Here is a 24,770-nt window from a genome sequence, read left to right as displayed (position 1 = left end):
ATGCCGGAGGGCGAAGAGCACATGGGGAAGACCGCACACCGCGTCGGTGCACTGGGTTTCGTCGTCGCGGCGTCCGCCGGACTGTTCTTCACGAACAGCGCCTCCGCCGCGCCAGGGCCCGATCCGCTCCTCAAGGGCGACTGCGAAGCCACCGTGTCCGCGAAGGACGGCACCCCGGTGACCGTCGACGTCGGCGCGCTGGTCAACCGGCCCGGCGCGGTCGACCTCGGGCTCGGCACCAAGTCCACCAACGCCACCGGCGGCAAGCCGCTGCTGAACCTCCCGGTCACCGACGCCCTCGACGCGCTCGGCATCACCAAGGTGCCCGGCCTCCGCGACGTGACCACCGGTGTCTGCAAGCCCGTGCAGACGCTCGCCAACAAGGCGGCTGGCGGCGTGCAGGCCCTCGCCGCCCCGGTCACCGGCGACGACAACCTCCCCTCGCAGCCTCCTGGCGACAACCCCCCCGCCTGGACCCGGGCCAGGCCCTGGACCGGGTCCGGGTCCTGGTCCCAGCCCGGCACCTGCCCCGAAGCCTGGTGGCGGTGACCAGATCTCGCCGATCGTCACCGCGCCCGACACCGGCGTCGGCACCTTCACCGGCGTGCAGACGAGCTTCCCGCTCGGCGTGACGATCAACGGCCTGCCGCCGATCGCCGCGCCGATCATCCCGCCCGGCGTGGTGCCCCCGGCGGCGCCGAGCCTCGGCAGCCCCGAGCAGCCGCAGGAGCCGAAGCCGCCGACGGTGATCGCGCAGCCTTCCTCGGTCGAGGCGCTCCCGGCGTCCACCCCGCCCGCGCGGCTGCCGCTGCTGCTGGCCGTGGTCGCGCTGGCGATCGTCGCCGCCGCGCTCGTGCGCACCTGGATGCGCCGCAAGGCCGCCTGACCCGCACACTCGGTGACGGGCAAGTCCACCCGTTTGCGCCCGCCGTTCGAATCGACGGGCGTCACCGCGCTCCGTTAGCGTCGTTACCTCTGTGGGTGACCGCAGCTGATGCCGCTGGAGGAACGCGATGCAAGGGCGTACGCGCAGGACGGTAGCCACCGGAGCCACGGTGTTCGTGCTGGCCGGATCCGCCGTGCTCGGCGCGCCCGCGACCGCCTCGGCCAGCACCGTGGTGCCCGCCCAGTGCGGCCAGACGGTCACCGTCCACCCCGGCGACAAGGTGCAGACCCCGTTCGGCCTGAAGACGATCACCGACCTCATCGGCGGTGTTCTCGACGCGCTGTGCCACATCACCGTGAACGTGGTGGACGCCGTCGTCGCCCCCGTCCCGGTCATCGGCGCCCCCGCGGCGGGCGCCATCAACGGTGTCGTCTCGGGCACCACCAACGGGCTCGGCAAGGCCGCTGGCGACGTCGGCAAGGCGCTCTCGGGTGGCGGCCAGCCGCCGAAGCAGGGCACGCCGCCGCCCGCGCAGCAGCCGCCGAAACAAGGCACCCCCGGCGGCGCTCCGGGCGCACCGGCGACCGGTGGTGGCGCGGGTTCGGCCCTGCCGCCGGTCAACAGCCCGCTGGTCCCCGGCGCTGGCGCCCCGCTCAGCTTCGGCGGCCTGCCGGTGAGCTTCGCCGGCGGATACTCGCCGATGCGCGACTACAGCAACGTCCCCGTCGCCACGGCGGGCCTCTACACGCCGTCGCCCGGCGTCCGCTACGGCGGGCAGGTCCCCGGTTACGCGCCGGAGTTCGGGATCCTGGGCCAGGACGGCCCGAAGCAGCCCAACGGTGTCCAGAACGCGGGACGGGCGGAAGCGCTGCCGTCCGGTTCGAGCGGGCTCCCCGGCGGCGTCGGGCTGCCCGTTCTCCTTGCCGTGGTGGCACTTTCCGGTGCGAGCGCCGGTCTCGTGCGCACCTGGGTGCTCCGGAAGACGGTGGCCTGAAACACGGGTTGCGGACACCGGTTCGGCTACTTCCTAGTATCTTTCCCACAGCCCGCTCGTTATCACCAGTTGATAGCCCGTGTCTCCCGCCATGACCGGAGGAACCTGCCCGTGCGGATTCGACGCGCCGACCTTGCCAGCACCAGCCGCAAGGCCCCCCGCCGAGCACTGACCGCCACCGCACTCGCGGCGATTTTCGCGGGCGGGAGCCTGCTGGGCGCGGGCACCGCCGCGGCGAGCCCGGTCGCGGCCGACGGCTGCTCCGGCACCGTGGTGGGCCCGATGGGCGAGACCGTCGTCGTGCAGGGCCCGAAGTTCTACGACCTGGTGAAGCAGGGCGCGGACGAGGCGCGGAACCTCTTCAACTTCCTCACCGTCAACGGCGACACGGTGGCCAAGCAGACCGCGGCGAAGGGCGCCATCGCGGTCGGGCAGGTGCCGCAGGGCCAGAGCGGTTCGGTCGGCGGCGAAGCGGTCGCCACCGCGGTCACGACGGCGATCAAGAACGTAGACGGCCTCGGCTGGCTGCCCGCCACCAGGGACGCGACCCTCAAGCACATCAAGGACAAGCTCGCGAAGACCTGCGGCCTGAACACCTACGCCAGCAACTACGTGGCACCGACCTCGAACACGCCGAGCAGCACGCCCGGCGGCACCGTCGGCCAGCCGGGCGGGCCAGGTCACCTCGCCCCCGGCGCGCCAGGGTCGACCACGCCCAGCCCCACCGGCATCGCGCCGCCGCGCAACTACGGCAACATCCCGGTCGCGGTGCCCGGTGTCGCGGTGCCGCCCGGCGCCCGGTACCCGCAGGCCGGCCCGGTGCCCGGCGCCCAGTCGCCGGAGTTCGGCGTGCTCGGCGGCGACCAGCAGCCGCAGGGCACCGCGGACGTCCGCAACGCGGGCAAGGCCGACTCGCTCGCCGCCGGTGGCGACACCGGCACCGTCCAGCTGCCGATGCTGCTCGCCGTGCTCGCGCTCGCCGGGGTCACCGCCGCGCTGGTGCGGACCTGGGTGCTGCGCAAGGTTTCCCCGTAGCGCACCCCCCCGGGACTCGGCCCGGCGGCGGGACTGTCGGACCGCCCGGTTATCCTTTCGGGGACAAACCCTCCTGCCACGGACAGGCCGTGGCCGCGAGCCCATAGGAGGTGAGTGGTTGTGTCACGCCATTACGAGGTAATGGTCATCCTCGATCCCACGCTCGACGAGCGCACGGTCGCGCCGACGCTGGACACGTTCCTCAACGTGATCCGCACGACCGGCGGCAGTGTCGAGAAGGTCGACGTGTGGGGCCGTCGCCGGCTCTCGTACGAGATCAAGAAGCACGCGGAAGGCATCTACGCGCTGCTGGACCTGAACTCCACCGCGGACGCGGTCAAGGAGCTCGACCGCCAGCTGTCGCTGCAGGAAACCGTGCTCCGCACCAAGGTCATGCGGCGCGAGACCCCGAAGCCGGGTTCCCGCAAGCTCCGCAAGCCGGCCGGCGCGAAGGCCTGAGGCCATGGCTGGAGACACCGTCATCACGGTCGTCGGGAACCTGACCTCCGACCCCGAGCTGCGCTTCACCCCGTCCGGTGCGGCGGTCGCGAACTTCACGGTCGCGTCCACCCCGCGCACCTTCGACCGCCAGACCGGCGAGTGGAAGGACGGCGAGGCGCTGTTCCTGCGCTGCAACATCTGGCGCCAGGCCGCGGAGAACGTCGCCGAGAGCCTCACCAGGGGCGCGCGCGTCGTCGTGCAGGGCCGCCTCAAGCAGCGGTCGTTCGAGACCAAGGAAGGGGAGAAGCGCACCGTCGTCGAGCTCGAGGTCGACGAGATCGGTCCTTCTCTGCGCTACGCCACCGCCAAGGTGAACAAGGTGAGCCGCGGCAGCGGTGGTGGCGGCGGCGGGTTCGGCGGTGGTGGCGGCGCGTCGAGCGCACCCGCCGACGACCCGTGGGGTTCCGCGCCCGCCGCGAGCAGCGGTGGTGGTGGTGGCGGTTTCGCCGACGAGCCCCCCTTCTAACCAACCACTTTCGGATATTTCCAGGAGCACACCGTGGCAAAGCCACCCATTCGCAAGCCGAAGAAGAAGGTCTGCGTTTTCTGCAAGGCCGAGAAGAAGGGCCGTCCCGAGTCGATCGACTACAAGGACACCAACCTTCTCCGCAAGTACATCTCCGACCGCGGCAAGATCCGGGCCCGCCGGGTGACCGGCAACTGCAGCCAGCACCAGCGCGACATCGCCATCGCGGTCAAGAACTCCCGCGAGATGGCGCTGCTTCCCTACACCTCGACCGCCCGCTAAGGAGGCACGTCATGGCGAAGATCATTCTCACCACCGACGTGGCGAACCTCGGCGGCCCCGGCGACATCGTCGAGGTCAAGGACGGGTACGCGCGCAACTACCTGCTTCCCCGCGGCTACGCCATCGTGGCGAGCAAGGGCGCGGAGAAGAACGTGCAGACCATCCGCCGCGTGCAGGAGGCCCGCCGCATCCGGGACCTCGACCACGCCAAGGAGATCAAGGCGACGCTCGAAGGCCTCGGCACCGTTTCGCTGTCCGCGAAGGCGGCCGAGGGCTCGAAGAAGCTGTTCGGCTCGATCACCACGGCCGACGTCGTCTCGGCGATCAAGGCCGCCGGTGGCCCGCTGCTCGACAAGCGCGTCATCGAACTCGGCGAGCACATCAAGACGGTCGGCAAGCACCAGGTCAACGCCCGGCTGCACCCCGACGTCAAGGTCGGCCTCCGCCTCGAGGTCACGGCCAAGTAACACCCCGGCACGTCGACCGATGCCCGTCCCCTGGTCAGGGGGCGGGCATCGGTCGTTTCCGGCCCCGCGGCGACCGCCGCGAAAGTGACACCGATCAGGTGTTCCGTACCGGGAACCGAACCGCCTGCGCTATCGTCCGATAGGCGGGTTTTCGGGTGAACTTGGTAAAGCTGCAGTGAAGGGGGCTCTCGCTCATGGGCGATCCGGACCAGAAGACGGTCACGCCGACCGACACGAAGAAGGACGTGCCCCCGCCGGCACCGATCCAGGTCGGCGACAAGGGCGAAGCCGGTGGCTACAAGTTCGATTCGGACGGTGTCGACGGGGTCATCACGAAGTGGAAGAACCTCCTCGACGACCTGCAGAAGGACAAGGCGTTCGCGGAACGCATCGCGAAGGTCAGGGCGCCGGGCAAGGAGTTCGCGAGCGGCGACTTCACCAAGGCGGCCAACCCCTCCGGTGACACCCTGCTCGAGCAGACCAACCGCATGATCACCTACGTGACCAACTACATCACCGCCCTCGAAAACGCCAAGAAGGGCATTCACCAGGGTGAGGACGACGCCAAGAAGGCCGTGAAGAATTCGGGGCAGGGTTTCTGACGATGACGCGCGCATTGACCTCCCGGACCAGCACCGCCCGCGCCGGTGTCGCCGTGGTGGCGGCCGCGGCGGTGCTCGGCGCCTGCGGCGGGAACGGCGGCACCGGCGCGCAGCCCGGTGGCCAGTCGCCCGCGCCGGTGTCCTCGCCGGGCCCGGCGAAACCGACGGCAGCGCCGCCCGTGCCGTCGCCGCTCAAGGCCGACGGGATCGTCGCGCAGCCGTGCACCGCGCTTTCGTCCGCGCAGACCCAGCAGATCGGGATGGTCGACCCGCAGAGCAACCCGACCAGCACCGGCCCGGGATGCGTCTGGCGTTCCGCGAGCGACGACCTGAACAAGGTGACGATCGCGCCGATGACCGCGAACAAGGGCGGTTTGGACGACATCTACGCGAACAAGGGCGCCTACTTCGAGCCGAAGACGGTCAACGGCTACCCGGCGGTGCTGTCCGGTGCGGTCGAGGACCGGTCCGAGGGCAACTGCAACCTGTGGATCGGGGTTACCGACCAGCTCGCCGTCGCGGTGCAGGCGCAGATCGCCCGCGGCGCGAACAAGGCCAACCCGTGCCCGGTCGCGGAGAAGGTCGGCGCGGCGATGATCGACAACCTCAAGGGGGGCGCGCAATGACGCGACGCGGGAACATCGATTCGGCATTTCGGCTCGTGGGAGGGTTGATCCGCCATGGGTAATGACGCGAACACCGCTGGTGAGACGCTCAAGGGCGCCGCGATCGGCGCCGGCACGGGTGCCGCGGTCGGTTCCGTGGTGCCGGTGATCGGCACCGCGGCCGGCGCGGTCGTCGGCGGCGTGGTCGGCGGGCTCGTCGGCCTCATGAGCGGCGGCCCCGAGGCCCAGAAGGCCGAGGCGAGCTTCAACAACCGCACGATCGACGGCAGGCAGATCTGGGAGCAGATCACCCAGGGCGAGGGCTCGCATTCGCTGCACGACGGGCACACGGCCGCGGGCGACCTGGCGAAAACGCACGACACGCGCGCGCAGCAGATCTCCAAGCTGAATTCCGAGATGGACGCGCACTGGGTCGGCAACTCGGGGCAGGCCGCGCAGAACGGCGCGCACCCGCTGGGGGTCTGGCTGAAGGACTCGTCGACCAACCTCGACAACAGCGGCAAGTACCTCGGCGCGCAGGCCACCTCGTTCGACAACGTCCGCAAGAACGTCCAGGAGATCGCGAAGGACCCGCCGGAGGCCGGCTTCGTCGACGGGATCAACCCGATGAGCGACAAGGACGACCAGATCGAGGAGTACAACAAGCAGGGCCAGCACAACGTCCAGGCGTTCACCACGTACTTCAGCGAAAGCGCGCAGAACGCCGCCGGCATGCCGAAGTACAACGCGTGGGACGGCAACAAGTTCTCCGACACCGGTGACGGCGGCGACTTCGGTGGTGGCGGCGGTGGTGGCGGGAGCTTCGGCGGTGGAGGTGTCGGCGGTGGCGGCGGTGGCGGCCCCCAGGGCAAGTTCGACATGCCGAAGGCCGATATGCCGAACACGCCGCACATGCCGAACCCGAACGACCCCCGGTTCAACTCGGACATCCCGAAGACCGACATCCCGAAAACGGACATGCCGAAGTTCGACGACAGCACGACCCAGGCCGGGTACACGCCGCAGAGCTACGGCCCCGGCGGCATGCCCAGCACCTTCGGCCCCGGCGGCGGATCGGCGAGCTTCGGTCCAGGCGGTGGCGGCGGTGCGGGTGACTTCGCCGCGGGCGCGTTCGGCCCCGGCGGTGCCGGGCTCGGCGCGGGTTCCGCGACCGGTTCGGGCGCGGGCGCGGCGGGTGCGGGCAAGGGCGGTGCCATGGGTGCCGGCGCGGCGGGTGCGGGCAAGGGCATGGCTGGCAAGCCCGGGATGGCGGGCATGGGCGGCATGGCGGGCCACGGTGCCAAGGGCAAGGGGCAGGACGACGAGGAGCACCAGTCGAAGTACCTCGTCGGCGACGACCCGAACGAGATCTTCGGCACCGACGAGCTCACCGCGCCACCCGTGATCGGCGAATAGCCGGTCAGTTCCCCCACCGCACAATCCCAAGACCGAGGTCAAACCGTGCTGGACCGCGCACTCACCTTCACCACCCCGACGATCACCACGCTGATCAGGCGACGTGGTGGTGAGCCACACAACACGTTCGGCGCCAAGGCCGTCTTCATGGAAGACGGCATGCGGCGCGAGCTCGACGAACGCGTCAACGAGGCGCTGGCGGAGTACGGCCTGCTCGGTCCACGCGGGATGGAACGCGGTTTCGCGGCGACCATCGAGGCGATCGCGCAGCCGCAGGTCGAGTTCTACGGATGGTTCGAGGGCAAGTTCGCGCCCGGCTTGCCCTCGAACTTCACCGTGCTCGTGGGCAGCGCGAACGGCACCGGGTTCGTCGCGGCGCGCAGCATCACCGAAGAGGTCGTCACGATCGCCCCGCTCCGCTCCGAGCAGCTCCTCCAGGGCTTCCTCGAGCAGATCCCGCCCGGCCAGCCGGGGCGCGGCCAGACGATGATCGTGGAGAAGTCCGAGTTCCTCACCGGCCGCGCGCCGCAGGCGGAAGCCGAGGACGGGTTCAGGATCATGCAGGCGGCGCCGCGCACCGGCGCGCCGCCCGCGGGCGGCAAGGAGATGCAGCGGATCCTCGGCCTCGACCGCACCGGTGGCGGCAGCGTCTACATGGCGGCGCGCACCAGGGCGGGCACGCGGCGCCGCATCGAACGGCCGTTGAACTTCATCGACACCGTCGAAGGGCGCTGGCTGATGGAGGAGCTCCCCGGCCGCGGCGACTCGCGGATCGCGTTCGCGCCCGCGACGCTCCAGCTGTTCGGCGACCGGTTACGGAGCGCGCAGAGCAGGATCATGGGCGGCTGAAGATCGCCACCCGCTCAGCCTAGCGAGTGAGGGTTCTACCCTCCGTAGCGGTAATCCACAGGTTTCCCACACCCCGGTGCGATCGCGTGTCCCCGACACGCCGATGTGGCGCTGGATCACGACACGCCGCAGGTCTTTGAACTAACTTACCCACAGCTTGTCTACAGGGTTTGACCTGCTATTTCTCTCCTGGGAGGAGTCATTGTCCCCAAGTTGTACACAGGGGATGGAGCACCTGTGACTGGTTACCGCGATTCATCCACAGGTAGTACACAGCGGCGTCCCCAGGCTGGTTTGCACTCGTCCGTCCGGGCGATCTAGCGTGCTCCGGCCGGGCAGTGCGGAGCGCGGCCGGAACGCCCGCGGGGAACCACCGCACGCGCCCGGAAGATCCGGCATACTAGAACACGTGTTCGACAGAACGTCCCGGTGACCGGTGCCGTCGAGGCCCGGCCGCCGCGGATCTGTTCCCGTTACGAGGAGGTGTCCGCAGCGGTGGCGCTGACCGACGACCGCGGTCCGATGTTCTCCGATCCAGGGCCGAGCGACCCGGGGCCGGAGCCCGGCACTTTCGACCGCCAGCCACCGCAGGACATCGCCGCGGAGCAATCCGTGCTCGGCGGGATGCTGCTGTCCAAGGACGCCATCGCCGACGTGATCGAGGCGATCGGCCCGAGCGACTTCTACCTGCCCAAGCACCAGGCCGTCTACGACTGCATTCTCGACCTCTACGGCAGGGGTGAGCCCGCCGACCCGATCACCGTGTCGGCCGAGCTGGAACGCCGCGGCGAGCTCGGCAGGGTCGGCGGGGCGCCGTACCTGCACACCCTGATCGCGACCGTGCCCACGGCGGCGAACGCGGGGTACTACGCCGAGATCGTGTCCGAGAAGGCGGTGCTGCGCAGGCTCGTCGAGGCGGGCACCCGGATCGTGCAGTACGGCTACGGCGCGAACAGCGCCGACGGCGGCAACATCGACGAGGTGGTCGACCGCGCGCAGGCCGCGATCTACGACGTCACCGAGAAGCGCACCAGCGAGGACTACGTCGCGCTGGAGGAGCTGCTCCAGCCGACCATGGACGAGATCGACGCGATCGCCTCGCGCGGCGGCCAGTCGTTCGGCATCCCGACCGGGTTCATGGACCTCGACGACGTGACCAACGGCCTGCACCCCGGCCAGATGGTCATCGTCGCGGCCCGTCCCGGTGTCGGCAAGTCGACACTGGGGCTGGACTTCGCGCGCTCGTGCTCGATCAAGCACGGCATGAGCAGCGTCATCTTCTCGCTGGAAATGAGCCGCACCGAGATCGTCATGCGCATGCTCTCGGCCGAGGCGAAGATCCGGCTCGCCGACATGCGCGGTGGCCGCATGACCGATGACGACTGGACGCGGCTGGCGCGCCGGATGAGCGAGATCTCGGAGGCGCCGCTGTTCGTCGACGACTCGCCGAACATGACGATGATGGAGATCAGGGCGAAGGCGCGGCGGCTCAAGCAGCGCAACGACCTCAAGCTCGTGGTCGTCGACTACCTCCAGCTGATGACCTCCGGCAAGCGCGTCGAATCCCGTCAGCAGGAAGTGTCGGAGTTCTCCCGTCAGCTGAAGCTGCTGGCGAAGGAGATCGAGGTGCCGGTGATCGCGATCAGCCAGCTGAACCGTGGTCCCGAACAGCGGACGGACAAGCGCCCGATGCTGTCGGACCTGCGAGAGTCCGGTTCGCTGGAGCAGGACGCGGACATCGTGCTGCTGATCAACCGGCCCGACGCGTGGGAACGCGACGACCCGCGCGCGGGCGAGGCCGACCTGATCCTCGCCAAGCACCGCGCCGGGCCGCAGTCGACCATCGTGGTGGCGCACCAGCTGCACTACAGCCGGTTCGCCGATCTCGCCCAGAGCTAGAGCAACCTCCGCCGGAGTCCCTGATCGAGCAGGCACCACTAAAGCGACGGATTGTCGCTATAGTGGTGGTGTAGGTACAGGGACTCGAGGGGAGACACGATGAAAATCCTGGTCAGTGGGGCGGGGACAGCCGGGCTCTGCGCCGGCATCGACCTGGCGCGGGCCGGACACGAGGTCGAGGTCATCGAGCGGACGAACCGCCTGCGCGCCAACGGTTCGCCGATCGATGTGCGCGGCGCGGCCATCGAGACCGCGCGCGGCATGGGCATCCTCGACGCGGTGCTCGAAAACCGGATCACGATGACCGAGCGGACCCGGTTCGTCGACCGGTCCGGCACGGCCGTCGCGCCCTTGGTGGGGCAGGAAATCAACGAGACACCCGATGACATCGAGATCCCTCGCGAAGACCTCATGGGCATCCTGCGCCAGGCCCTGCCCGAGCAGGTGGACCTGCGCTTCGAGGAGTCCATCGCGATGCTGGCCGACGACGGGGACCGGGTCGCGGTCACCTTCGCCTCCGGCCGCGAGGCCGACTACGACATCGTCGTCGGCGCCGACGGGGCGCATTCGGCGGTGCGCCGGCTGGTGTTCGGCCCGGAGGAGGAGTTCGCCGAGCACCTCGGGGTGTACGTCGCGATCGGGGACGCGCCCGGCCAGGCGACTCCCGGCGAACGCGTGACGGAAATCCTCAACCTGCCGGGGCGCTTCGCCGGCGTGGCCCGCTACCGCGACAAGGCGCTGGGAATCTTCGAGTTCCGGTCCGGGCCGATCGACTACGACCACCACGACCTGGACGCGCAGAAGCGCATCCTGGCCGAGGCCTTCGCCGGGATCGAGGACTGGAAGGTCCCCGAGCTGGTCAGGACCGCCCAGGACGACCCCGACCTCTACTTCGACGTCCTCGCCCAGATCGTCATGCCGACCTGGCACCGGGGACGGGTCGTGCTGATCGGGGACGCCGCGCACTGCGCGACCCCGATGGCCGGGCGCGGTGTCTCGCTGGCCCTGCTCGGTGCGTGGACGCTCACCGAGGAGCTCGGTCGCCACGGCGAGGACCTCGAAGCGGCTTTCACCGCCTACGAACAGCGCCAACGCCCGCACGCCGCGGCGGCCCAGGAGTTCGCGCGCGGCGGAGCCGACCTCATGGTTCCCGCCACCTGGGAGGCCATCGAGGCGCGCAACACCCGGCTGCGCGCGGCCCAGCCGCACTAGGCGAACGGCGCTTTCCTTCGGCCCGCCCGGCGCCGCCGTAGGCTGCCTTCCGTGACCGACGATGGACCGACGCCGGAACCGGCCCGCCGCCCTGGCGGGCGCACCGCCAGGGTGCGGCAGCGGATTCTCGAAGCCGCCGCCGAGCTGATCGCCCGCGACGGGCTCGGCGGCCTGCGCTACGACCAGGTCGCCGAGCTCGCCGTGGTCAACCGGGCCAGCGTGTACCGCAACTGGCCCGACCGCACCACGCTGGTCGCCGACGCGCTCACCACCTTCGGCGCCGACGCCGCGCCCCTGAACGATTCCGGCGACCTCGACGCCGACCTCGTCGACTTCCTCGAAGCCCTCGCCGCCGCCACCGCGAACCCGGAAGGCCGGGCGCTGCTGACCGTGGTGGCCTCGGCGCGGGAGGACCCCGATCTGCGGGCCATCGTCGACGAGGTGTTCGACCGGCGGCAGGCGCCCCTGCTGGCCCGCCTGCGGACCGCGGTCGAGCGCGGTGAGCTGCCCGCGACCGACCTTTCCCTGCTCAGCGCGATGCTCACCGGGCCCGTCCAGCTGTTCGTCAGCCGCGGTTCCCGCACGTTCACCCGAGCCGACGCGCACCGAGTCAGCGCGAGCGTGCTCGCCGGCGTGCGAGCCACCGCCGCCGAAGAAGCCCGAAACGCTCAGCCCCGCTGAGGGCGCGGGTCACGGTTACTACTCAGCGTTTCGTTTCGTACCTGGTCATCATCACGCCGCCGGGAAACGTCCGCGTCTCCACCAGGTTCAGGTTCACCCAGCTGTCCACCGCGGTGAAGAACGGCGTGCCGCCGCCGACCAGGACCGGATGGGTGACCAGCACGTACTCGTCGATCAGCCCGGCCCGCATCGCCACCCCGGCGAGCGTCGCGCCCCCGATCTCCATCGGGCCGCCGTCCCCGTCCTTCAGCCTGGTGATCTCGGCGAGCGCGTCCCCGGTGACCAGGCGGGTGTTCCAGTCGACCTGGTCGATCGTCGACGAGAACACCACCTTCGGCGTGGCCCGCCAGTTCCGCGCGAACTGGATTTCCGCCGGGGTCGCGTCGGGCTGCTCGTCGCCGGTCGGCCAGTAGGAGCTCATCGTCTCCCACAGCTTCCGGCCGTACAGCGACGTGCTGGTGGCCAGCTCCTGGTCGAGCCACCACTGGAACAGCTCGTCACTCGGCTCGCTCCAGCCGATGTCGTCGCCCGCCGCGGCGATGTATCCGTCCAGGGTCAGGTTCATGCCCCAGCTCAGTTTCCGCATGGTCCAGCCTTCCGTCAGTGGATGTCCGATACAGACCAGCGCGGCGCCGGAAACTCATCGGTGCACGAGCTGGGCCGGGGCGTAACACAGTTCGAGGATCCCGGACGGGAAGGCCGTGCTCTTCACCAGGCGCAGCCGCACGGCCTCGGTCAACTCCGGGACCAGCGACGCGCCTTTGCCGGTGATGGCGGGAAGCACCCACAGCCGGTACTCGTCGACGACACCGAGCTTGATCAGCGAATGCACGAACTCGGTGCCACCGGCGGCGACGAGGTCCTTACCGGGCTCGGCCTTGAGCTTCGCGATTTCTTCCGCCGTGTCACCACTCGCGATCCGGGTCTCCGGCCAGTCGTCGGCGGCCTTGAGCGTGCGGGAGAACACGACCTTGGGGATCTCGTTCATGGCCTTGGCGGACGGGTGGTCGGCGGTGGGCCAGTACCCGGCCATGATCTCGTAGGTGTTGCGGCCCATGAGGAACGCCCCGGCCTCCCACAACCGTCTGACGAAGTAGTCCTCCTGCTCGGGGTCGTCGATCGACATCATGACGTCCCGGATCCCGTTGTCGCCGTCGGCGCTCTTGCCGTCGAGCGAAACGTAGAACCCCAGAATCAGCTTGCGCATTTTCCTCCAGTTTTTCGTTCCGCGCCAGGGGATCCGGCGCGGGTGAGGTCAGACGACGGCCGACTCGAGCCACGACCGCCACGCCGTTTCGATCTCGCACTCGTCCTCGTCGTCGGAAAAGCTGTGGTATCCGACGACGAGGACGTTCCGATAACCCTTGACCAGCAAGATGATGCCGTGCCGGGTGCGCACACCGGCGAAGTACGGCAGGCCGAGGAACTCGACCACGCCGTCGGTGGCGGGCAGGCCGGGCACGTTCAGCCGCACACGCGCACCCCGGCCGATTTCACCGGTCACCGACAGCGCGTCCGCGAACCGCGACCACACCCGCTCGGTGTCCGACACGGCCGGGCCGACCAGGAACAGGTTGCGCGTGGCGTGGCGGCCGGGGAAGTGCTTGAGGTAGGCGGCGAGCTGCCTGAGGTACATCAAGTCGCCCGCCTTCATGCTGTCGTAGTACTCCTCGTCCCAGTCGTCGCTCAGGATGCCGCTGTGCACGAAGCGCAGGACGGTGCTGCCGCCGTCCCTGCCTTCGAGGAGGTACTCGAAAGCGCTGAACGTGCCGTCCTGGCCGCCTTCGCGGAAGGCAAGGCGGTTACCCGGCTCCCACGCGGTGATCGTGGACTTCTGGACGAACCCCATCGCGTCCGCCATGTCCAGGGTGTTCGTGCCGCCTTCCCGCGGTTCGATCTCGGTGCGCCCCATGAACCACGAGTCGACGCCGGGGCCGGTGGCGATGGCCGCCCACACCTGCTCCGGAGTGGCGTCCAGGGTGATCTCGTCGGTGACCTCGAAGTCGTTCCCCATGTCAGGAATCCTTGCCCTCGCCCGTGTTTTCCCCGGCGCTCGTCTTGGGGCTGGGGTGCAGCGCGATCACGACCCGGTGATCGCGGCCGCGTGGCGCGTTCTCGTCGTGGTACCGGCTGACCAGCTCGGCGGCCGCGGCGGTCAACTCCTCGGCGAAAGCGGCCCGGTCGGCGGCGTTCGCGAAGCGCACCTCCGCGTCCAGCCCGAAGGTCGCCAGTGGTTTGCGGGCCTGGCGGGCGCCCGCGATCTGGGCGCCGACCTCACGAACGAGCCGGGTGGCCAGTGCGAGCAGCCAGCCCGCCGACAGCCGGTCCGGGGAGCGCGCCGGGTCGGGCTGCACGGCGGCGAGCACGGCGGGCGAGATCACGTAGGACCGGGCCGTCGCCCGCATGAGGCGCTCGGTGACGTTGCCCTTCTTCCGCTCCTCGACCAGCTCGATCAGGCCGTGCCGTTCCAGCTCCCGCAGGTGGTAGTTGATCTTCTGCCGGGCGAGCCCGACCCGCGCGGCCAGCATCGTGGCCGAGGCGGGCTCGGCCAGTTCGGCCAGCAGCCTGGCCCGCATCGGGTCCAGCGTGGTCTCGGCGGCCGCGGGGTTGTCGATCACTGCTACGTCCAGCATGCGACAACCTTCGCACCGACAAATTTAAACGTCAAGACAAATATTTTTTTCGGTGACCGTCATGGATCACCGCCAGCTGAAGGCCTTTTCTCACGCCGCGCGCTACTCCGCGGGCAGCCAATCGAGCTTCTGCCCGTGGGGCGCGGCCAGCGCGAGCGGGCGGCCGTCGAGCGCGAGCACGGAAACCGCCGGGCCGTCGGCGAGCTCGGGAACCGTGGCGGCCAGTTCGGGGAAGACCTCGGCTCCCTCACAGGAAATCCAGTGTCCCGGCAGACCGCGGACGAGCTCGGCGAACGCGTCGCGGGCCGAGGCGGGCACCTGGTACAGCACGGAACTGTGGAAGATCACGAGTGTCGCGTCGCGCGGCGCCTGCGCGGCCAGTGCGGGAAGGTCCGCGAGCAGATCGCCGCGGACCAGGTGGGGCGGGTCGGCGCGGACGATGTCGACGGCGGCGCGCAACCGCTCCCGGCGGTGCCGGTGCTCCGGCCAGATCAGGGTTTCCAGCCAGCGCAGGTCGTCGTCTTCGGTGACGTCGAGTGGGTTGAGATCGATCCCGGCGCGCCACACCACGGTGGGCATCCGCGACGGCAGCGGAACCGGCCCCGACGACTCGCACGAGAGCAGGACGGGACTGTCCGCGGGGCCGAAGACCTGCGGATGCCCGGTGTACCGGTACCGGTACGCGTCGGGGTACAGGCAAAGCCCCGCCGACGCCCCGACCTCCAGCAACGCCAGCGGTTGCGGCAGCCGCGCCAGCACCGGCAGGAGCACGCCGCAGCGAGCGGCCTCGTTGGTCTGGGTCCGGCGGGCGGTCATCGTGGCCGCCAGCTCGGTCCAGTGCCGGACCGCCCACTCGCGGAACGCGCCGGGCTCGCCGACCGGTGCGCCGAGGTACCGGGCCGCGGCGAACAGCAGGTTGGGCTGCCGCTTCGGTTCGGGCAGCCGGTCGAGGAGATCGAGCAACCGGCCGTCGTCGGCGACGGCGAGGGAAAGCTGCTCGTACGTCTTGGACTGTCCGCGTGCTTCACGCAGCCCGAACGCCCGGTACTCGTCGGCCGTCGCGCCGCGCCCCATCACGCCTCCGCGAGTTCGGCGAGCTTGTCGACGGACGCGCGGAGCTTGTCCGCCGTGGTGGCACGCGCGAGGGCGAAGCGGTTCTCGTCGGTCAGGCGGGACCAGTCGTAGGTGTGCGTGACCAAGGTGTGCGTCTCGTCGACGGGCTCCAGCTCCCATCGCCAGAGGTGACCCGGCGGCCGCGCGCCGGGCTCCGCGGGGCGCCAGGCGATGCGGCGTCCCTCCTCGAATTCCACGACATGGTTCTCACGCACCTGGTTCACCGTGAGCGTCATGGTGAACACCTCGCCGGTACCGCGGACGCGCTGACCGGCGTCCGCCGCGGCGAGGTTGTCGTTGCCGTCCCATCCCGGCTGCCGCGACGGGTCGGCGATCAGCTCGAAGATCCGCTCGGCGGGCGCGGCGATCTCGCGCCGCGTGGTCACGACGGTTTCGGTGTTGTCGGTCATTGTTCGATCGAACCACCGCCGCCGTGTGCGGCAACACCCTTTTCTCCTGACAGCACAACGGTCGCGAGCACGCGGCGCGTGCGACCCGGCGCGGGCGGATTCGCGAGCCGGGGTTGGAGCACGCGCGTGAGCTCACGCCGCAGTTCGGCGGCTTCGGCGTCGTCGAGCCACATCCCGGCCAAGCCGTAGCTGACCTCGTCGCGTACGACGTCGAAACCGTCGCGGTCGAGGTAGCGGTCGAACTCGCCGAGGAGCCCCGCGACGAAGCCCATGAACGCCTGGCGGTGCTCGTCGGCGCTCATCGCGGCGAACTCGTCCAACCCGATGTCGGCCGCGCTGAGCCGCAGCACGTAGGTGCGTTCCACCGCGCCGCGCACCCGGCGCTCGGCGACGACCGCGAGCACGCCGGCATCGACGAGCTTCGCGACGTGGCGGTACAGCGTGGTGGGCGGCACGTCGGCGAGCTCGTCCCGCAACGCGCTCGTGGTGAGCGCTCGATCGCCGAGGAACGCCCGCACGACCCGCAGGCGAACCGGGTGCAGGAGCAGATCGGCCGAGGTCATAACCGGCATCCTAGCATTTTGCTTCCATTTTCAGTAATGTTACCAAAATTGGAAACAGTAACGTGTGGGGGAGTCATGACCGAAAGACCGACCGCGGACGAACAACTGGCCTGGATCGTGGACGCTTCGGCGCGCGGGCCGCTGCCGGAAACCGAAATTCGGCGCCACCTCGCATCGGCACTGCTCGACGCGAGCGGCGGGCCGTCGGGAGTCAACGCGGCACTGGCCGGGGTCGGCGGACTGACGAAGATCCGGACCGTCGACTCGGAACCCGATCGAGCTCGCGCCGTCGTGCACGGCGACGGCGCCGACTACGTGCTGACGATCCACGTGGACGAAGCGGGCCTCGTGGACGATCTCGGTCTCGTCCCCGACGAACCCGTCCCGGTGTCGTGGGCCGAAGTCGACACCCGCCTCGCGCCGCTGGGAAAACGCGTGTCGTTCGCGGCGGGCGAGGTCGAGGACGGACGGTTCCGGATAGTGCACGGCCTGGACGCCGACACGCCGCGGCCGATCGGCTCGGCGTGCAAGTTGTACGTGCTCGGCGCGCTCGCGCAGGCCGTCACCGATGGCACGGCGGCCTGGGACGAGCCGCTGGAGATCCGCGAGGACTGGAAGAGCGTGTCTTCGCGCGATTTGCCCTGCCGAGCGCTCACCCTCGCCGAATTCGCCGACCACATGATCTCGACGAGCGACAACACCGCGACGGACCACCTGATCCACCGCATCGGCCGGGAGGCGGTCCACCGCCAGCTCACCTTGTTCGGCAACCAGCGGCCGGAGGCGAGCATCCCGTTCCTGACCACCAAGGCGCTGTTCCAGCTCAAGCTCGTCCTGGACACGGCACCGGCCGAGCGGTACCTCGCCCTGCCGCGGTCCGCGCGGGCGACCGCGCTGGAAGAGCTGGAACGCGCACCGCTGCCCGAAAACCGGGCGCTTTGGCCGCGCCCCAAGTACATCGACGAGATCGAATGGTTCGCCTCACCGAGCGACGTCTGCCGTGCCTACGCGGGACTGCACCGGTTCGGCATGCCCGAGATCGACCACGCACTCTCGACCAACGACGACGGTCTCGCGCTGGACCCGGCCCGGTTCCGGTCCACCTGGTACAAGGGCGGCAACGAACCCGGCGTCATCTCGCTGAACTACCTGGCCCGCACCGGCGACGACCGGACGCTGGCGGTCAGCGCGATGGTGTCCGATCCCGACGAGGATCTCGACACGATGTCCGTGGCGCTCAAGGGTTTCTCCGCCATCCGGGGCGCGTTCGCCCTACTCGCGCGGTGCGTCAGCGCACCATGATCAGGCGGATGCACTGCGGGGTGCCGGGCCGGTCCTGCACGCTGACCGTACCGCTGACCTGCTTTCCTTTCGTGGTCCCGGAAACCTCGACGTCGATCTTCAGGCCGCCGCCGGTGGCAGAGCCGACGGTGAGGCTGGTCGGCGGTTCGATCGACAGCAGGATCACGCCCTCCAGGATGGTGCCCGAGTTCGGGCACTTCATCGCACCGGCGCCCTTGGGGTCGTTGGCGTTCAGCTTGTCCACGAACTGCTTCGCCAGTGCCACGGCCTTTTCCCGCGACTCACCGCCGGAGGAGCTGGACGGGGCGGCGGACGGTGTGTCCGAAGTGGACTCCGACGGCGCCGAGGGCGGCGGGGCGACCGGGCCCGCCTGCGCGCCGTCGTCCTTGCTCAGGAAGAACCCGGGAGCGACGAAGCCGGTGATCGCGAGGGCGAGCAGGACCACGACGCCGATCGCGATCGCCGCCCACAGCCCGGCCTTGCTCTTCTTCGGCGGCCCGCCCGGCGGGTAGCCGTACCCCTGCGGATGACCGGGTCCTTGCGGATAGCCGTAACCGTGGCCCTGCGGGTGACCGGGATGGCCCCAGTTGCCTGGCTGCTGAGGGTGGCTCATGGGGTTTGCCTTCCGCGTTCGGTGTGCGGCACAGCACGATCTTGCCGTCCCGGGTTTTCAAAGTCATCAGGAACAGTGCCGCGTGCCGGTCAGGAGCCGAGTTCGCCGTAGCGGGTCGCGAACTTCCCCAGCAGCCTGCCGAAGGCGGCCTTGTCCTCGTCCGGCCAGTCGGCCATCACTTCGGCGAACACCGCGCGGCGGAACCGGTGCATGCGCTCGACCTGCTCGCGGCCAGCAGCGGTCAGCACGAGCGTCGACTTGCGTCCGTCGCGCTGGTCGGCTTCGCGGCGCAGGAAACCGTCGTCGACGGCACGCGCGACGACCCGGCTCGCGCGCGGCTGGTCGAGGGTCAGCGCCTGCCCGATCGAGGTCACCGTGCAGGCGGTGCCGCGCTGGTCGCATTCCTCCACGGCGTCCAGCACGCCGAGCACGGCCTGGTCCACGGTGTCGCCGGTGCGCTCGCGCGACAGCTTGGACAGCGACCGGCGCCCGAGGCTCCGGCGGATCGCGATCATCGCGCGCTCCACCTCGACGACCGGATCCGCCATTCCGCACTCCCTTGCTACTGGTTCCGCCACCTGCACCTCCTGCTCGAAGAAGTGCTGGACGGAACCGTCCCCGCCGAGGGCCTGACCCGACGCCACTGGCAGCTATTCCACACGATCGCGAACGGCACGGACACCCGAGCAGGTCTCGAAGCCGCGCTCGCGCCGTTCGCACAGCCGGACGACGGACCGCTGGCACCTGTGAGGGATCTCGGACGAGGAGTACGCGACCACGGTGGACGTGCTCGAACGGATGGCGGCCACGCTCGAAGGACTGCGATCGGAATATTTCGCGGCGGAGGAGCGTAGAGTGTCACATAGTTGAACTTTCAACCTTGGAGGCTGGGATGCCGACCGCTCCCGTGCTCTACCTGAGCCACGGCGCACCGCCGCTCGCCGACGACGCCACCTGGACCCGCCAGTTGCGCGAGCTGTCCGCGGACTTGGCGAAGCCGACCGCGATCCTGGTGGTGTCGGCGCACTGGGAAGAGGCCCCGCTGACCATCGGTGCCACCACGACCGTGCCGCTGGTCTACGACTTCTGGGGCTTCCCCGAGCGCTACTACCGCGTGACCTACCCGGCCCCCGGCGCACCGGAACTCGCCGAAAAGGTGCGAAAACTGTTGCGCGCCAAGGAAACCCCGGTGCACGAGGCGCCGGAGCGCGGGCTCGACCACGGTGCTTACGTGCCGCTGGTGGAGATGTTCCCCGACGCGGACGTGCCGGTGCTCCAGATCTCCATGCCGTCACTGGATCCGCGCGACCTGTTCGAACTGGGCAGGCGGCTCGCCCCGTTGCGCGACGAGGGCGTGCTGATCATCGGCAGCGGGTTCTTCACGCACAACCTGTCCGCGATGGGCGCGGTGACCGGCAGCGACGGCGCGCCGCCCGCGTGGTCTTCGGAATTCGACGCGTGGGGCGCGGAAGTGCTCGGCAGCGGTGATCTCGACGCGCTGCTCGACTTCCAGCACAAGGCCCCCGCCGCCGCGCTCGCGCACCCGCGCATCGAACACTTCGCGCCGCTGTTCGTCTCGCTCGGCGCCGGAACCCCTGACGCCACACCGGAAACCGTGATCGACGGCTACTGGTTCGGCCTGGCGAAGCGGTCCGTCCGCATCGGCTGAAACGACAAACGGGCCCCGGGAGCTGGCTGCTCCCGGGGCCCGTTTTTTCGGTGCTACTCGATCACATGGTGTGGAACTTCTTGCCGGTGAACTTGGCCAGGAACTTCTGGATCAGGCTCAGCGGGGTGGAGGGCATCTCAGCCGTTGCGGGGGCCTGAGCTGTCTCCGGGGTGAGGTGCACGCCGTTGAGGGCGGGCAGGGTGTGCATCGGGTTGGACACGCCCGTCAGCGTCGGCAGCGAAACCGGCAGCTTCGGCAGCGAGTCCACCGCGGGCACCGTGACCGGCAGGTCGGTGGGCAGGGTGTGCGGCACGTCCTCGCGCTGGCCCACGCCGGGCAGCGAGGGGAGCGCGGGCAGCGCCGGGAGCGCGGCACCGCCACCGGTCAGCGACTTGCCACCGATGCCGGGGATGCTGGGCACCTCCGGCTGCGGCAGCGAGGGCAGCACGTCGATCGGCAGCTCGTCGCCGTCGATCGGCAGGTCGATCTGCGGCTCGTTCTCGATGGTGGTGTCGTTCGTGGCCGCGGCCGCCGCGTGGGCGACCAGTGCCAGCGGAACGTCGTAGACCTGCACCAGCGCGCCGATCGGCAGCTGGCCGTCGAAGCCGTCGAGGCTGCCGAATTCGCCGTCGGTCACGTCCTTGCCACCAGTGGTGCCGGTGGTGGTGTTGTTGCCGACCGCGTCCGCGACGCCTGCCGCCGCGACCGCGTCGCCGAACACCTGCGGGACCGCCGCGAGCGGGACGTCGATGATGTCGCCGGCGCCACCGCCGTCGACGCCCGAGGTGGTGATGTCACCACCCGAGTGCACCTCGGTGGTGTTCGAGCCGAGCCCGGTGGCCTTGGCCAGCGGGGCGACAGCGTCGCCGAAGACCTGCGCGATCGGCATCGCGTCGGCGCTGACCACGTCACCGGCCACGGCGCCGCCGTCACCGTCGGTCTCGCTGTCGCCGCCCGCGGTGGACACGACGTCGTTCGTGCTCTCGCCCGAAACCAGCGCGATGAGCCCGGCGGCGTCGCCGAACACGGTGCCCGCACCGGCGACCGGGACCTGCACGATGTTGCCGCCGACGGCGGAGTCCTTACCGGTCGCGTGAGCCTTGCCGCCCGCGAGGGAGTCGGTCAGGTTCTCGCTGGCACCGGTGCCGGTGCCGATGAACGAGCCGCCGAGGCCGTGCACCTGCAGCGGCAGCGAAGCCGGCACGAAGCCGATGTTGCCCGAGGCGCCCGCCTTGTCGCCGGTCGCCTTGACGTCGCCGCCCGCGGTGGAGGTGGTGTCGGTGGTGGCTTCACCGGTGCCGCGCCCGATGTGCGACGCGCCGACGCCGAAGACCTGCGCCGGGACCGACAGCGGGGTGGCGACCAGGTTCGAGTCCAGCAGGCCGTTGTCGTCCTGCGTGTTGCCGCCGCCACCGGCCTTGACGACCTTGGTCTCGGTCGCGGTGCCGTGGCCCTGGCCGATGTAGGAGCCGCCGACACCGAGGACCTCGGCGGGCACCGCGAGGGGAACCTGGACCAGGTTGCCCGCCGCACTGCCGTCGTTGCCCTGCGTGCCGTTGTAGCCGCCGGCCTTGACGTTTTTCTCCTCCGACGTGGTGCCGGAGGCGTTGCCGATGTGCGACGCGCCGATACCCAGCACCTCGGGGGTGAGGGCGGGCTGGGCGGCGACGTCGTTCCCGGCGAGGAACGAGCCGTTGCCGGTGGTGTAGGTGCCGTCACCGGCGACCGCGTCGGTGGTGTTGTCGCACAACGCGTGCGCGTTGCCGATGTAGGTGCCACCGATGCCGCACGCCTCGACCGGCAGCGCGACCGGGGCGTCGACCAGGTTGCCCGATCCGGCGGACTTGTCACCGGTGGTGCTCGAGAAGCCACCCGACTTCACGGTGCTCGACGTCGACCCGGCGCTGGCGTAGTCGCCCAGCGCGTTGCCGGTGGTGGCGTTGCCGATCCAGGACGCGGCGTTGTTCGCGACGTTGGCGACGAGCGAGCCCTGCGGCTGCACGATGTTGCCCGCCACGAACGACTTGTCGCCGTGGGTCTGGATGTAGCTCGGGATGTCGTTGAGCCCGGGGGTGGTGCCACCCGCGGTCGCGTCGGCGACCGAGTTGGACACGGTGTCCGCGTCGGAGCCCCACGCCGTGACCGCGTTGCCGTTGAGCTTCACGGGCAGCGCGATCGGCGCGCCGACCACGTTGCCGGTGACGCTGCCGCCGTCGCCGTCGCTCTGGATCCAGCCGCCCGCTTCGGCGTTGGTGTCGGCGTCGTACTCGCTGTAGGCGTTCGCCAGCAGCCCGGAGACCGCGTTGCCGGTGACCTGGATCGGGGTCGCGAACTGCGGCGCGACCACGTTGCCGGAGGTGCCGGACCCGGTGCCGTCGGTCGAGGTGTTGCCGGTCTCGACGACGCTCTGGCTCGCGGAGCCCTTGGTGCGCGCGCTGCCGCCCGCGCCGCCGATGGCGTTACCCGCGAGCTGGACGGGCAGCGCCCAGTCCAGCGCGACCGCGTTGCCCGCGAGGCCGGAGTGCGACCCGTCGGTGGCGACGTCCTGGTTGTGCTCGTAGGTCTGCGTGGCCTCGGAGCCGTCGACCTCCGCGTCGCCGAGAGCGGCGACCGCGTTGCCGGCGATCTGCACCGGAACGGTCACGTCACCGGAGACCTTGTTGCCCTTGAAGGCATCGTCGGTCAGCGTGAAGTTGGGGTCGGTGATCTCGCCGACGCCCTGCGCGATGTCGCCCTTGCCCATGGCCTGACCGGCCTTGACCGTGGTGTCGGCGGCCTTCGTCGCGGCACCGGCCGCCTTCTTGGCGACGTCGGTGGCGGGCTTCGCGGCGTCGGTGACCGGCTTGGCCGCCTTCGTCAGCGGCGCCAGTGCCTTCTTGAGCGGTTCGGTGACCGGCTTGGTGCTGATCTCGCCCTTGTAGCCCGGCATGTCGAGCTGCCCGAGCGGGGTGCCGATCGCGTTCTGCTCGATGTCAACGGGGATGTTGACGTTCAGGTCGAGCGGGCCTGCGGGGGAGTCGGGGTTCCCGCCTTCGTCGGCGGAAGCGATGCCAGTGCCCAGCATCAGCAAACCACCCGTGACCAACGCGGTCTGGATTCCGCGCTTCGCCCAGGTCTGCATGAGTTGGATCTCCTTTTTTCTTGGGTTCCCTTGCGGGCTTGTGAGTCCCTCTCGGCGAATTCGCGCACGACGAGGGAGGGGTGGGTGCGGAGAATTGGTCCGCACCCGGGGGCGGGCACAAAGGTGTGCGCCGCGGGAATTGCGGGGAAATGGAAGGCGACGCGCTGCCGCACGGAAATGGCGGCGATTCAGGGCGCGTCGGCTGCCCCGCGCGGGAAATCAGTCAGGAGTGACACCGGGCTGCGCGCCCGGCTCGAACGGCAGGTGCCGCACACCGGCGAGCAGCGTGCTCGGCTCGATGTAGTCGTACACGGTCGCGGCCGCGGCGGGGATGCCGAGCAGCGGACCGTCGAAGTGGCCGCCGACGGTGGAACCGCCGGGAGTGGCCGGGAAGCTCAGCGGGACCAGCGGGGACTGGCCGGGCGCGAACGGAGCGGGGAAGTCACCGCGGTGCTCGTCACGATCGGACTTGGTGCCGTGGGCGACGTCGTCCGAGAGCGCCTTCGAGGTCGTCGCGGGCGAGGAGAGGAAGGGGCCAGCCAGCGCGGCCGCCGGGTCGAGCACCGGTGCGGCGACCGGCGGAAGCGCCGGGAGCGGAGCCGGTTCGGTGACCGGGTTTTCGGTGTCGTCCTGGCCCGGCAGCACCGAGGGCAGTTCCGGGAGCAGGCCCTTCTTCTTCGGGTCGAGGACCTTGCCGATCTCCTCGCCGAGATCGAACGACCCCGGCGGCGGGGTCAGCGCGCGGTCGATGACCTGCGGCGCGTCCTCCGGCTTCCACACGATGTGCTCGACGGCGCCGAGCGTGTCGCCGACCGGGCGGACGACCGCGTTGTCCGCGAGGTCCCGCACGGCACCGGCGACCTGGTCGGCTGCCGTCTCGTCGATGTTCCCGGCGCCGATCACGCGGTGCTGGCGGTGCTTGAGGTGGGTGCGGTCGAAACCGGGGTCCATCGGCCGCGGCGACGGGGCCGCGCCGGTGACTTCCTGCCAGCCGTGCACGGCCGCGCCGGTGGCGTCGCCGACGAACTCGGAGACGCCGCCGGTGACGTGGTTGACACCGTGCACGGCGGCGTTGGTGATCGGGGTGAGGTCCGAGTCGCCGCGCTCGGACTCGGACGCAGACGCGGAAGCGGAGGCGTGCGCGGAAGAGGTCTCGGTGGTGGCGCCCGCGATGGTGGTCGACAGTGCCCACGCGGCGGCGGTTCCCGCGAGCGCGCCGCCGAGCACGAGCAGGGCACGCGAGAACCAGCGGCCGGCACGTGCCGTACCCCGCTGTCCCCTCGGTGCCGACTGCCTCACAGTGCTCCTTGTCCGCGTTTCGCCGTAACTGGATTTGCTCTGGGTGAACCGGATTTCGCGTTTCTGTTCCGGTGTCGCCCTACGAGACAATCAAATCGGGGAAGGCGAGCGCGACTTCGACGCGACTTGATTGCACGATCGTGTGAAGAACA

At 70.1% G+C, this 24,770-nt stretch carries 28 protein-coding genes; 17 read left to right on the top strand and 11 right to left on the bottom strand.

All coding sequences use genetic code 11. The features are described from left to right. The 15 genes from HUW46_RS20050 (at nt 1) to HUW46_RS19980 (ending at nt 11,895) form a co-directional block, all read left to right on the top strand. Entirely contained in the window at nt 1–549 is a 549-nt protein-coding gene (locus tag HUW46_RS20050) for a hypothetical protein (RefSeq protein WP_215548728.1), read from the top strand. A gap of 55 nt (nt 550–604) precedes the next feature. Further along, nucleotides 605–886, top strand: coding sequence for a hypothetical protein (locus HUW46_RS20045; protein ID WP_215548727.1), 282 nt, complete (start codon nt 605–607; stop codon nt 884–886). 127 nt (nt 887–1,013) lie between these two features. Then, complete coding sequence (locus HUW46_RS20040) at nt 1,014–1,880, top strand: hypothetical protein (protein WP_215548726.1); 867 nt, start codon at nt 1,014–1,016, stop codon at nt 1,878–1,880. Between the two features lie 111 nt (nt 1,881–1,991). After that, complete coding sequence (locus HUW46_RS20035; protein ID WP_331477280.1) at nt 1,992–2,915, top strand: hypothetical protein; 924 nt, start codon at nt 1,992–1,994, stop codon at nt 2,913–2,915. A gap of 120 nt (nt 2,916–3,035) precedes the next feature. Next, the gene (rpsF, locus tag HUW46_RS20030) at nt 3,036–3,374 is read left to right on the top strand and encodes a 30S ribosomal protein S6 (protein WP_215548725.1); all 339 of its coding nucleotides are present in this window, start codon (nt 3,036–3,038) and stop codon (nt 3,372–3,374) included. Between the two features lie 4 nt (nt 3,375–3,378). Beyond that, on the top strand, nt 3,379–3,882 hold the full coding sequence (locus HUW46_RS20025; protein WP_215548724.1) for a single-stranded DNA-binding protein: 504 nt from the start codon (nt 3,379–3,381) through the stop codon (nt 3,880–3,882). A 33-nt stretch (nt 3,883–3,915) separates the two neighbouring features. Next, complete coding sequence (gene rpsR, locus HUW46_RS20020; protein WP_020669136.1) at nt 3,916–4,164, top strand: 30S ribosomal protein S18; 249 nt, start codon at nt 3,916–3,918, stop codon at nt 4,162–4,164. Between the two features lie 11 nt (nt 4,165–4,175). Next, nucleotides 4,176–4,631: a 50S ribosomal protein L9 gene (rplI, locus tag HUW46_RS20015; RefSeq protein WP_215548723.1), complete on the top strand. Its 456-nt coding sequence runs from the start codon at nt 4,176–4,178 to the stop codon at nt 4,629–4,631. A gap of 194 nt (nt 4,632–4,825) precedes the next feature. Continuing rightward, nucleotides 4,826–5,233: a hypothetical protein gene (locus tag HUW46_RS20010; RefSeq protein ID WP_254126350.1), complete on the top strand. Its 408-nt coding sequence runs from the start codon at nt 4,826–4,828 to the stop codon at nt 5,231–5,233. A 2-nt stretch (nt 5,234–5,235) separates the two neighbouring features. After that, nucleotides 5,236–5,859, top strand: a complete 624-nt coding sequence (locus tag HUW46_RS20005; protein WP_215548722.1) for a DUF3558 domain-containing protein — start codon at nt 5,236–5,238, stop codon at nt 5,857–5,859. Nucleotides 5,860–5,913: 54 nt separating this feature from the next. Then, on the top strand, nt 5,914–7,254 hold the full coding sequence (locus tag HUW46_RS20000; RefSeq protein ID WP_215548721.1) for a PPE domain-containing protein: 1,341 nt from the start codon (nt 5,914–5,916) through the stop codon (nt 7,252–7,254). Nucleotides 7,255–7,299: 45 nt separating this feature from the next. Further along, entirely contained in the window at nt 7,300–8,103 is an 804-nt protein-coding gene (locus HUW46_RS19995) for an ESX secretion-associated protein EspG (protein ID WP_215548720.1), read from the top strand. Between the two features lie 495 nt (nt 8,104–8,598). After that, nucleotides 8,599–10,002, top strand: coding sequence for a replicative DNA helicase (gene dnaB / locus HUW46_RS19990; RefSeq protein WP_215549981.1), 1,404 nt, complete (start codon nt 8,599–8,601; stop codon nt 10,000–10,002). Nucleotides 10,003–10,101: 99 nt separating this feature from the next. Further along, on the top strand, nt 10,102–11,214 hold the full coding sequence (locus tag HUW46_RS19985) for an FAD-dependent monooxygenase (RefSeq protein ID WP_215548719.1): 1,113 nt from the start codon (nt 10,102–10,104) through the stop codon (nt 11,212–11,214). A gap of 51 nt (nt 11,215–11,265) precedes the next feature. Then, the gene (locus HUW46_RS19980) at nt 11,266–11,895 is read left to right on the top strand and encodes a TetR/AcrR family transcriptional regulator (protein ID WP_254126348.1); all 630 of its coding nucleotides are present in this window, start codon (nt 11,266–11,268) and stop codon (nt 11,893–11,895) included. Nucleotides 11,896–11,917: 22 nt separating this feature from the next. Here HUW46_RS19980 and HUW46_RS19975 read toward each other — a convergent pair whose 3' ends face one another. From HUW46_RS19975 to HUW46_RS19945, 7 genes are all read right to left on the bottom strand, one after another. Beyond that, nucleotides 11,918–12,481, bottom strand: a complete 564-nt coding sequence (locus HUW46_RS19975) for a dihydrofolate reductase family protein (protein ID WP_215548718.1) — start codon at nt 12,479–12,481, stop codon at nt 11,918–11,920. 54 nt (nt 12,482–12,535) lie between these two features. Next, a complete protein-coding gene (locus HUW46_RS19970; protein WP_215548717.1) occupies nt 12,536–13,102 on the bottom strand; it encodes a dihydrofolate reductase family protein in 567 nt (188 codons plus the stop codon). A 48-nt stretch (nt 13,103–13,150) separates the two neighbouring features. Further along, on the bottom strand, nt 13,151–13,909 hold the full coding sequence (locus HUW46_RS19965) for an SRPBCC family protein (protein WP_215548716.1): 759 nt from the start codon (nt 13,907–13,909) through the stop codon (nt 13,151–13,153). A 1-nt stretch (nt 13,910) separates the two neighbouring features. Then, nucleotides 13,911–14,528, bottom strand: coding sequence for an ArsR/SmtB family transcription factor (locus tag HUW46_RS19960; RefSeq protein ID WP_215548715.1), 618 nt, complete (start codon nt 14,526–14,528; stop codon nt 13,911–13,913). Nucleotides 14,529–14,630: 102 nt separating this feature from the next. Then, the gene (locus tag HUW46_RS19955; RefSeq protein ID WP_215548714.1) at nt 14,631–15,602 is read right to left on the bottom strand and encodes a DUF2332 domain-containing protein; all 972 of its coding nucleotides are present in this window, start codon (nt 15,600–15,602) and stop codon (nt 14,631–14,633) included. Beyond that, nucleotides 15,602–16,051 (bottom strand): SRPBCC family protein, encoded by a 450-nt coding sequence (locus HUW46_RS19950; RefSeq protein ID WP_215548713.1) that lies wholly within the window; start codon nt 16,049–16,051, stop codon nt 15,602–15,604. Before HUW46_RS19950 ends, HUW46_RS19955 begins: the two co-directional genes overlap by 1 nt. After that, the gene (locus HUW46_RS19945) at nt 16,048–16,614 is read right to left on the bottom strand and encodes a helix-turn-helix domain-containing protein (RefSeq protein ID WP_254126346.1); all 567 of its coding nucleotides are present in this window, start codon (nt 16,612–16,614) and stop codon (nt 16,048–16,050) included. The genes HUW46_RS19950 and HUW46_RS19945 overlap by 4 nt, the downstream gene beginning before the upstream one ends. A gap of 75 nt (nt 16,615–16,689) precedes the next feature. Here HUW46_RS19945 and HUW46_RS19940 point away from each other — a divergent pair, with 75 nt between their 5' ends. Further along, the gene (locus HUW46_RS19940) at nt 16,690–17,916 is read left to right on the top strand and encodes a serine hydrolase (protein WP_215548711.1); all 1,227 of its coding nucleotides are present in this window, start codon (nt 16,690–16,692) and stop codon (nt 17,914–17,916) included. Here HUW46_RS19940 and HUW46_RS19935 read toward each other — a convergent pair. Both HUW46_RS19935 and HUW46_RS19930 read right to left on the bottom strand, forming a co-directional pair. Continuing rightward, nucleotides 17,903–18,529 carry a Twin-arginine translocation protein TatA gene (locus HUW46_RS19935; protein WP_215548710.1) on the bottom strand — a complete coding sequence of 209 codons (627 nt, stop codon included), beginning with the start codon at nt 18,527–18,529 and terminating at the stop codon, nt 17,903–17,905. The two genes, HUW46_RS19940 and HUW46_RS19935, sit on opposite strands and share 14 nt — an antisense overlap. 89 nt (nt 18,530–18,618) lie before the next feature. Then, the gene (locus HUW46_RS19930) at nt 18,619–19,077 is read right to left on the bottom strand and encodes a MarR family winged helix-turn-helix transcriptional regulator (protein WP_215548709.1); all 459 of its coding nucleotides are present in this window, start codon (nt 19,075–19,077) and stop codon (nt 18,619–18,621) included. Between the two features lie 344 nt (nt 19,078–19,421). Between HUW46_RS19930 and HUW46_RS19925 the strand changes: the two genes are divergently transcribed. Beyond that, nucleotides 19,422–20,198 carry a dioxygenase family protein gene (locus HUW46_RS19925; RefSeq protein ID WP_215548708.1) on the top strand — a complete coding sequence of 259 codons (777 nt, stop codon included), beginning with the start codon at nt 19,422–19,424 and terminating at the stop codon, nt 20,196–20,198. Nucleotides 20,199–20,259: 61 nt separating this feature from the next. Here HUW46_RS19925 and HUW46_RS19920 read toward each other — a convergent pair whose 3' ends face one another. Together HUW46_RS19920 and HUW46_RS19915 are read right to left on the bottom strand one after the other, a co-directional pair. After that, complete coding sequence (locus tag HUW46_RS19920; protein WP_215548707.1) at nt 20,260–23,319, bottom strand: beta strand repeat-containing protein; 3,060 nt, start codon at nt 23,317–23,319, stop codon at nt 20,260–20,262. Nucleotides 23,320–23,538: 219 nt separating this feature from the next. Beyond that, complete coding sequence (locus tag HUW46_RS19915; protein WP_215548706.1) at nt 23,539–24,618, bottom strand: hypothetical protein; 1,080 nt, start codon at nt 24,616–24,618, stop codon at nt 23,539–23,541. Nucleotides 24,619–24,770 lie beyond the last annotated feature (152 nt).

The sequence above is a fragment of the Amycolatopsis sp. CA-230715 genome (genome assembly GCF_018736145.1).
Taxonomy (GTDB): Bacteria; Actinomycetota; Actinomycetes; order Mycobacteriales; family Pseudonocardiaceae; genus Amycolatopsis.
Note: the sequence above shows the minus strand (reverse complement) of the source record. Positions and strands in the feature narration are given on the sequence as shown.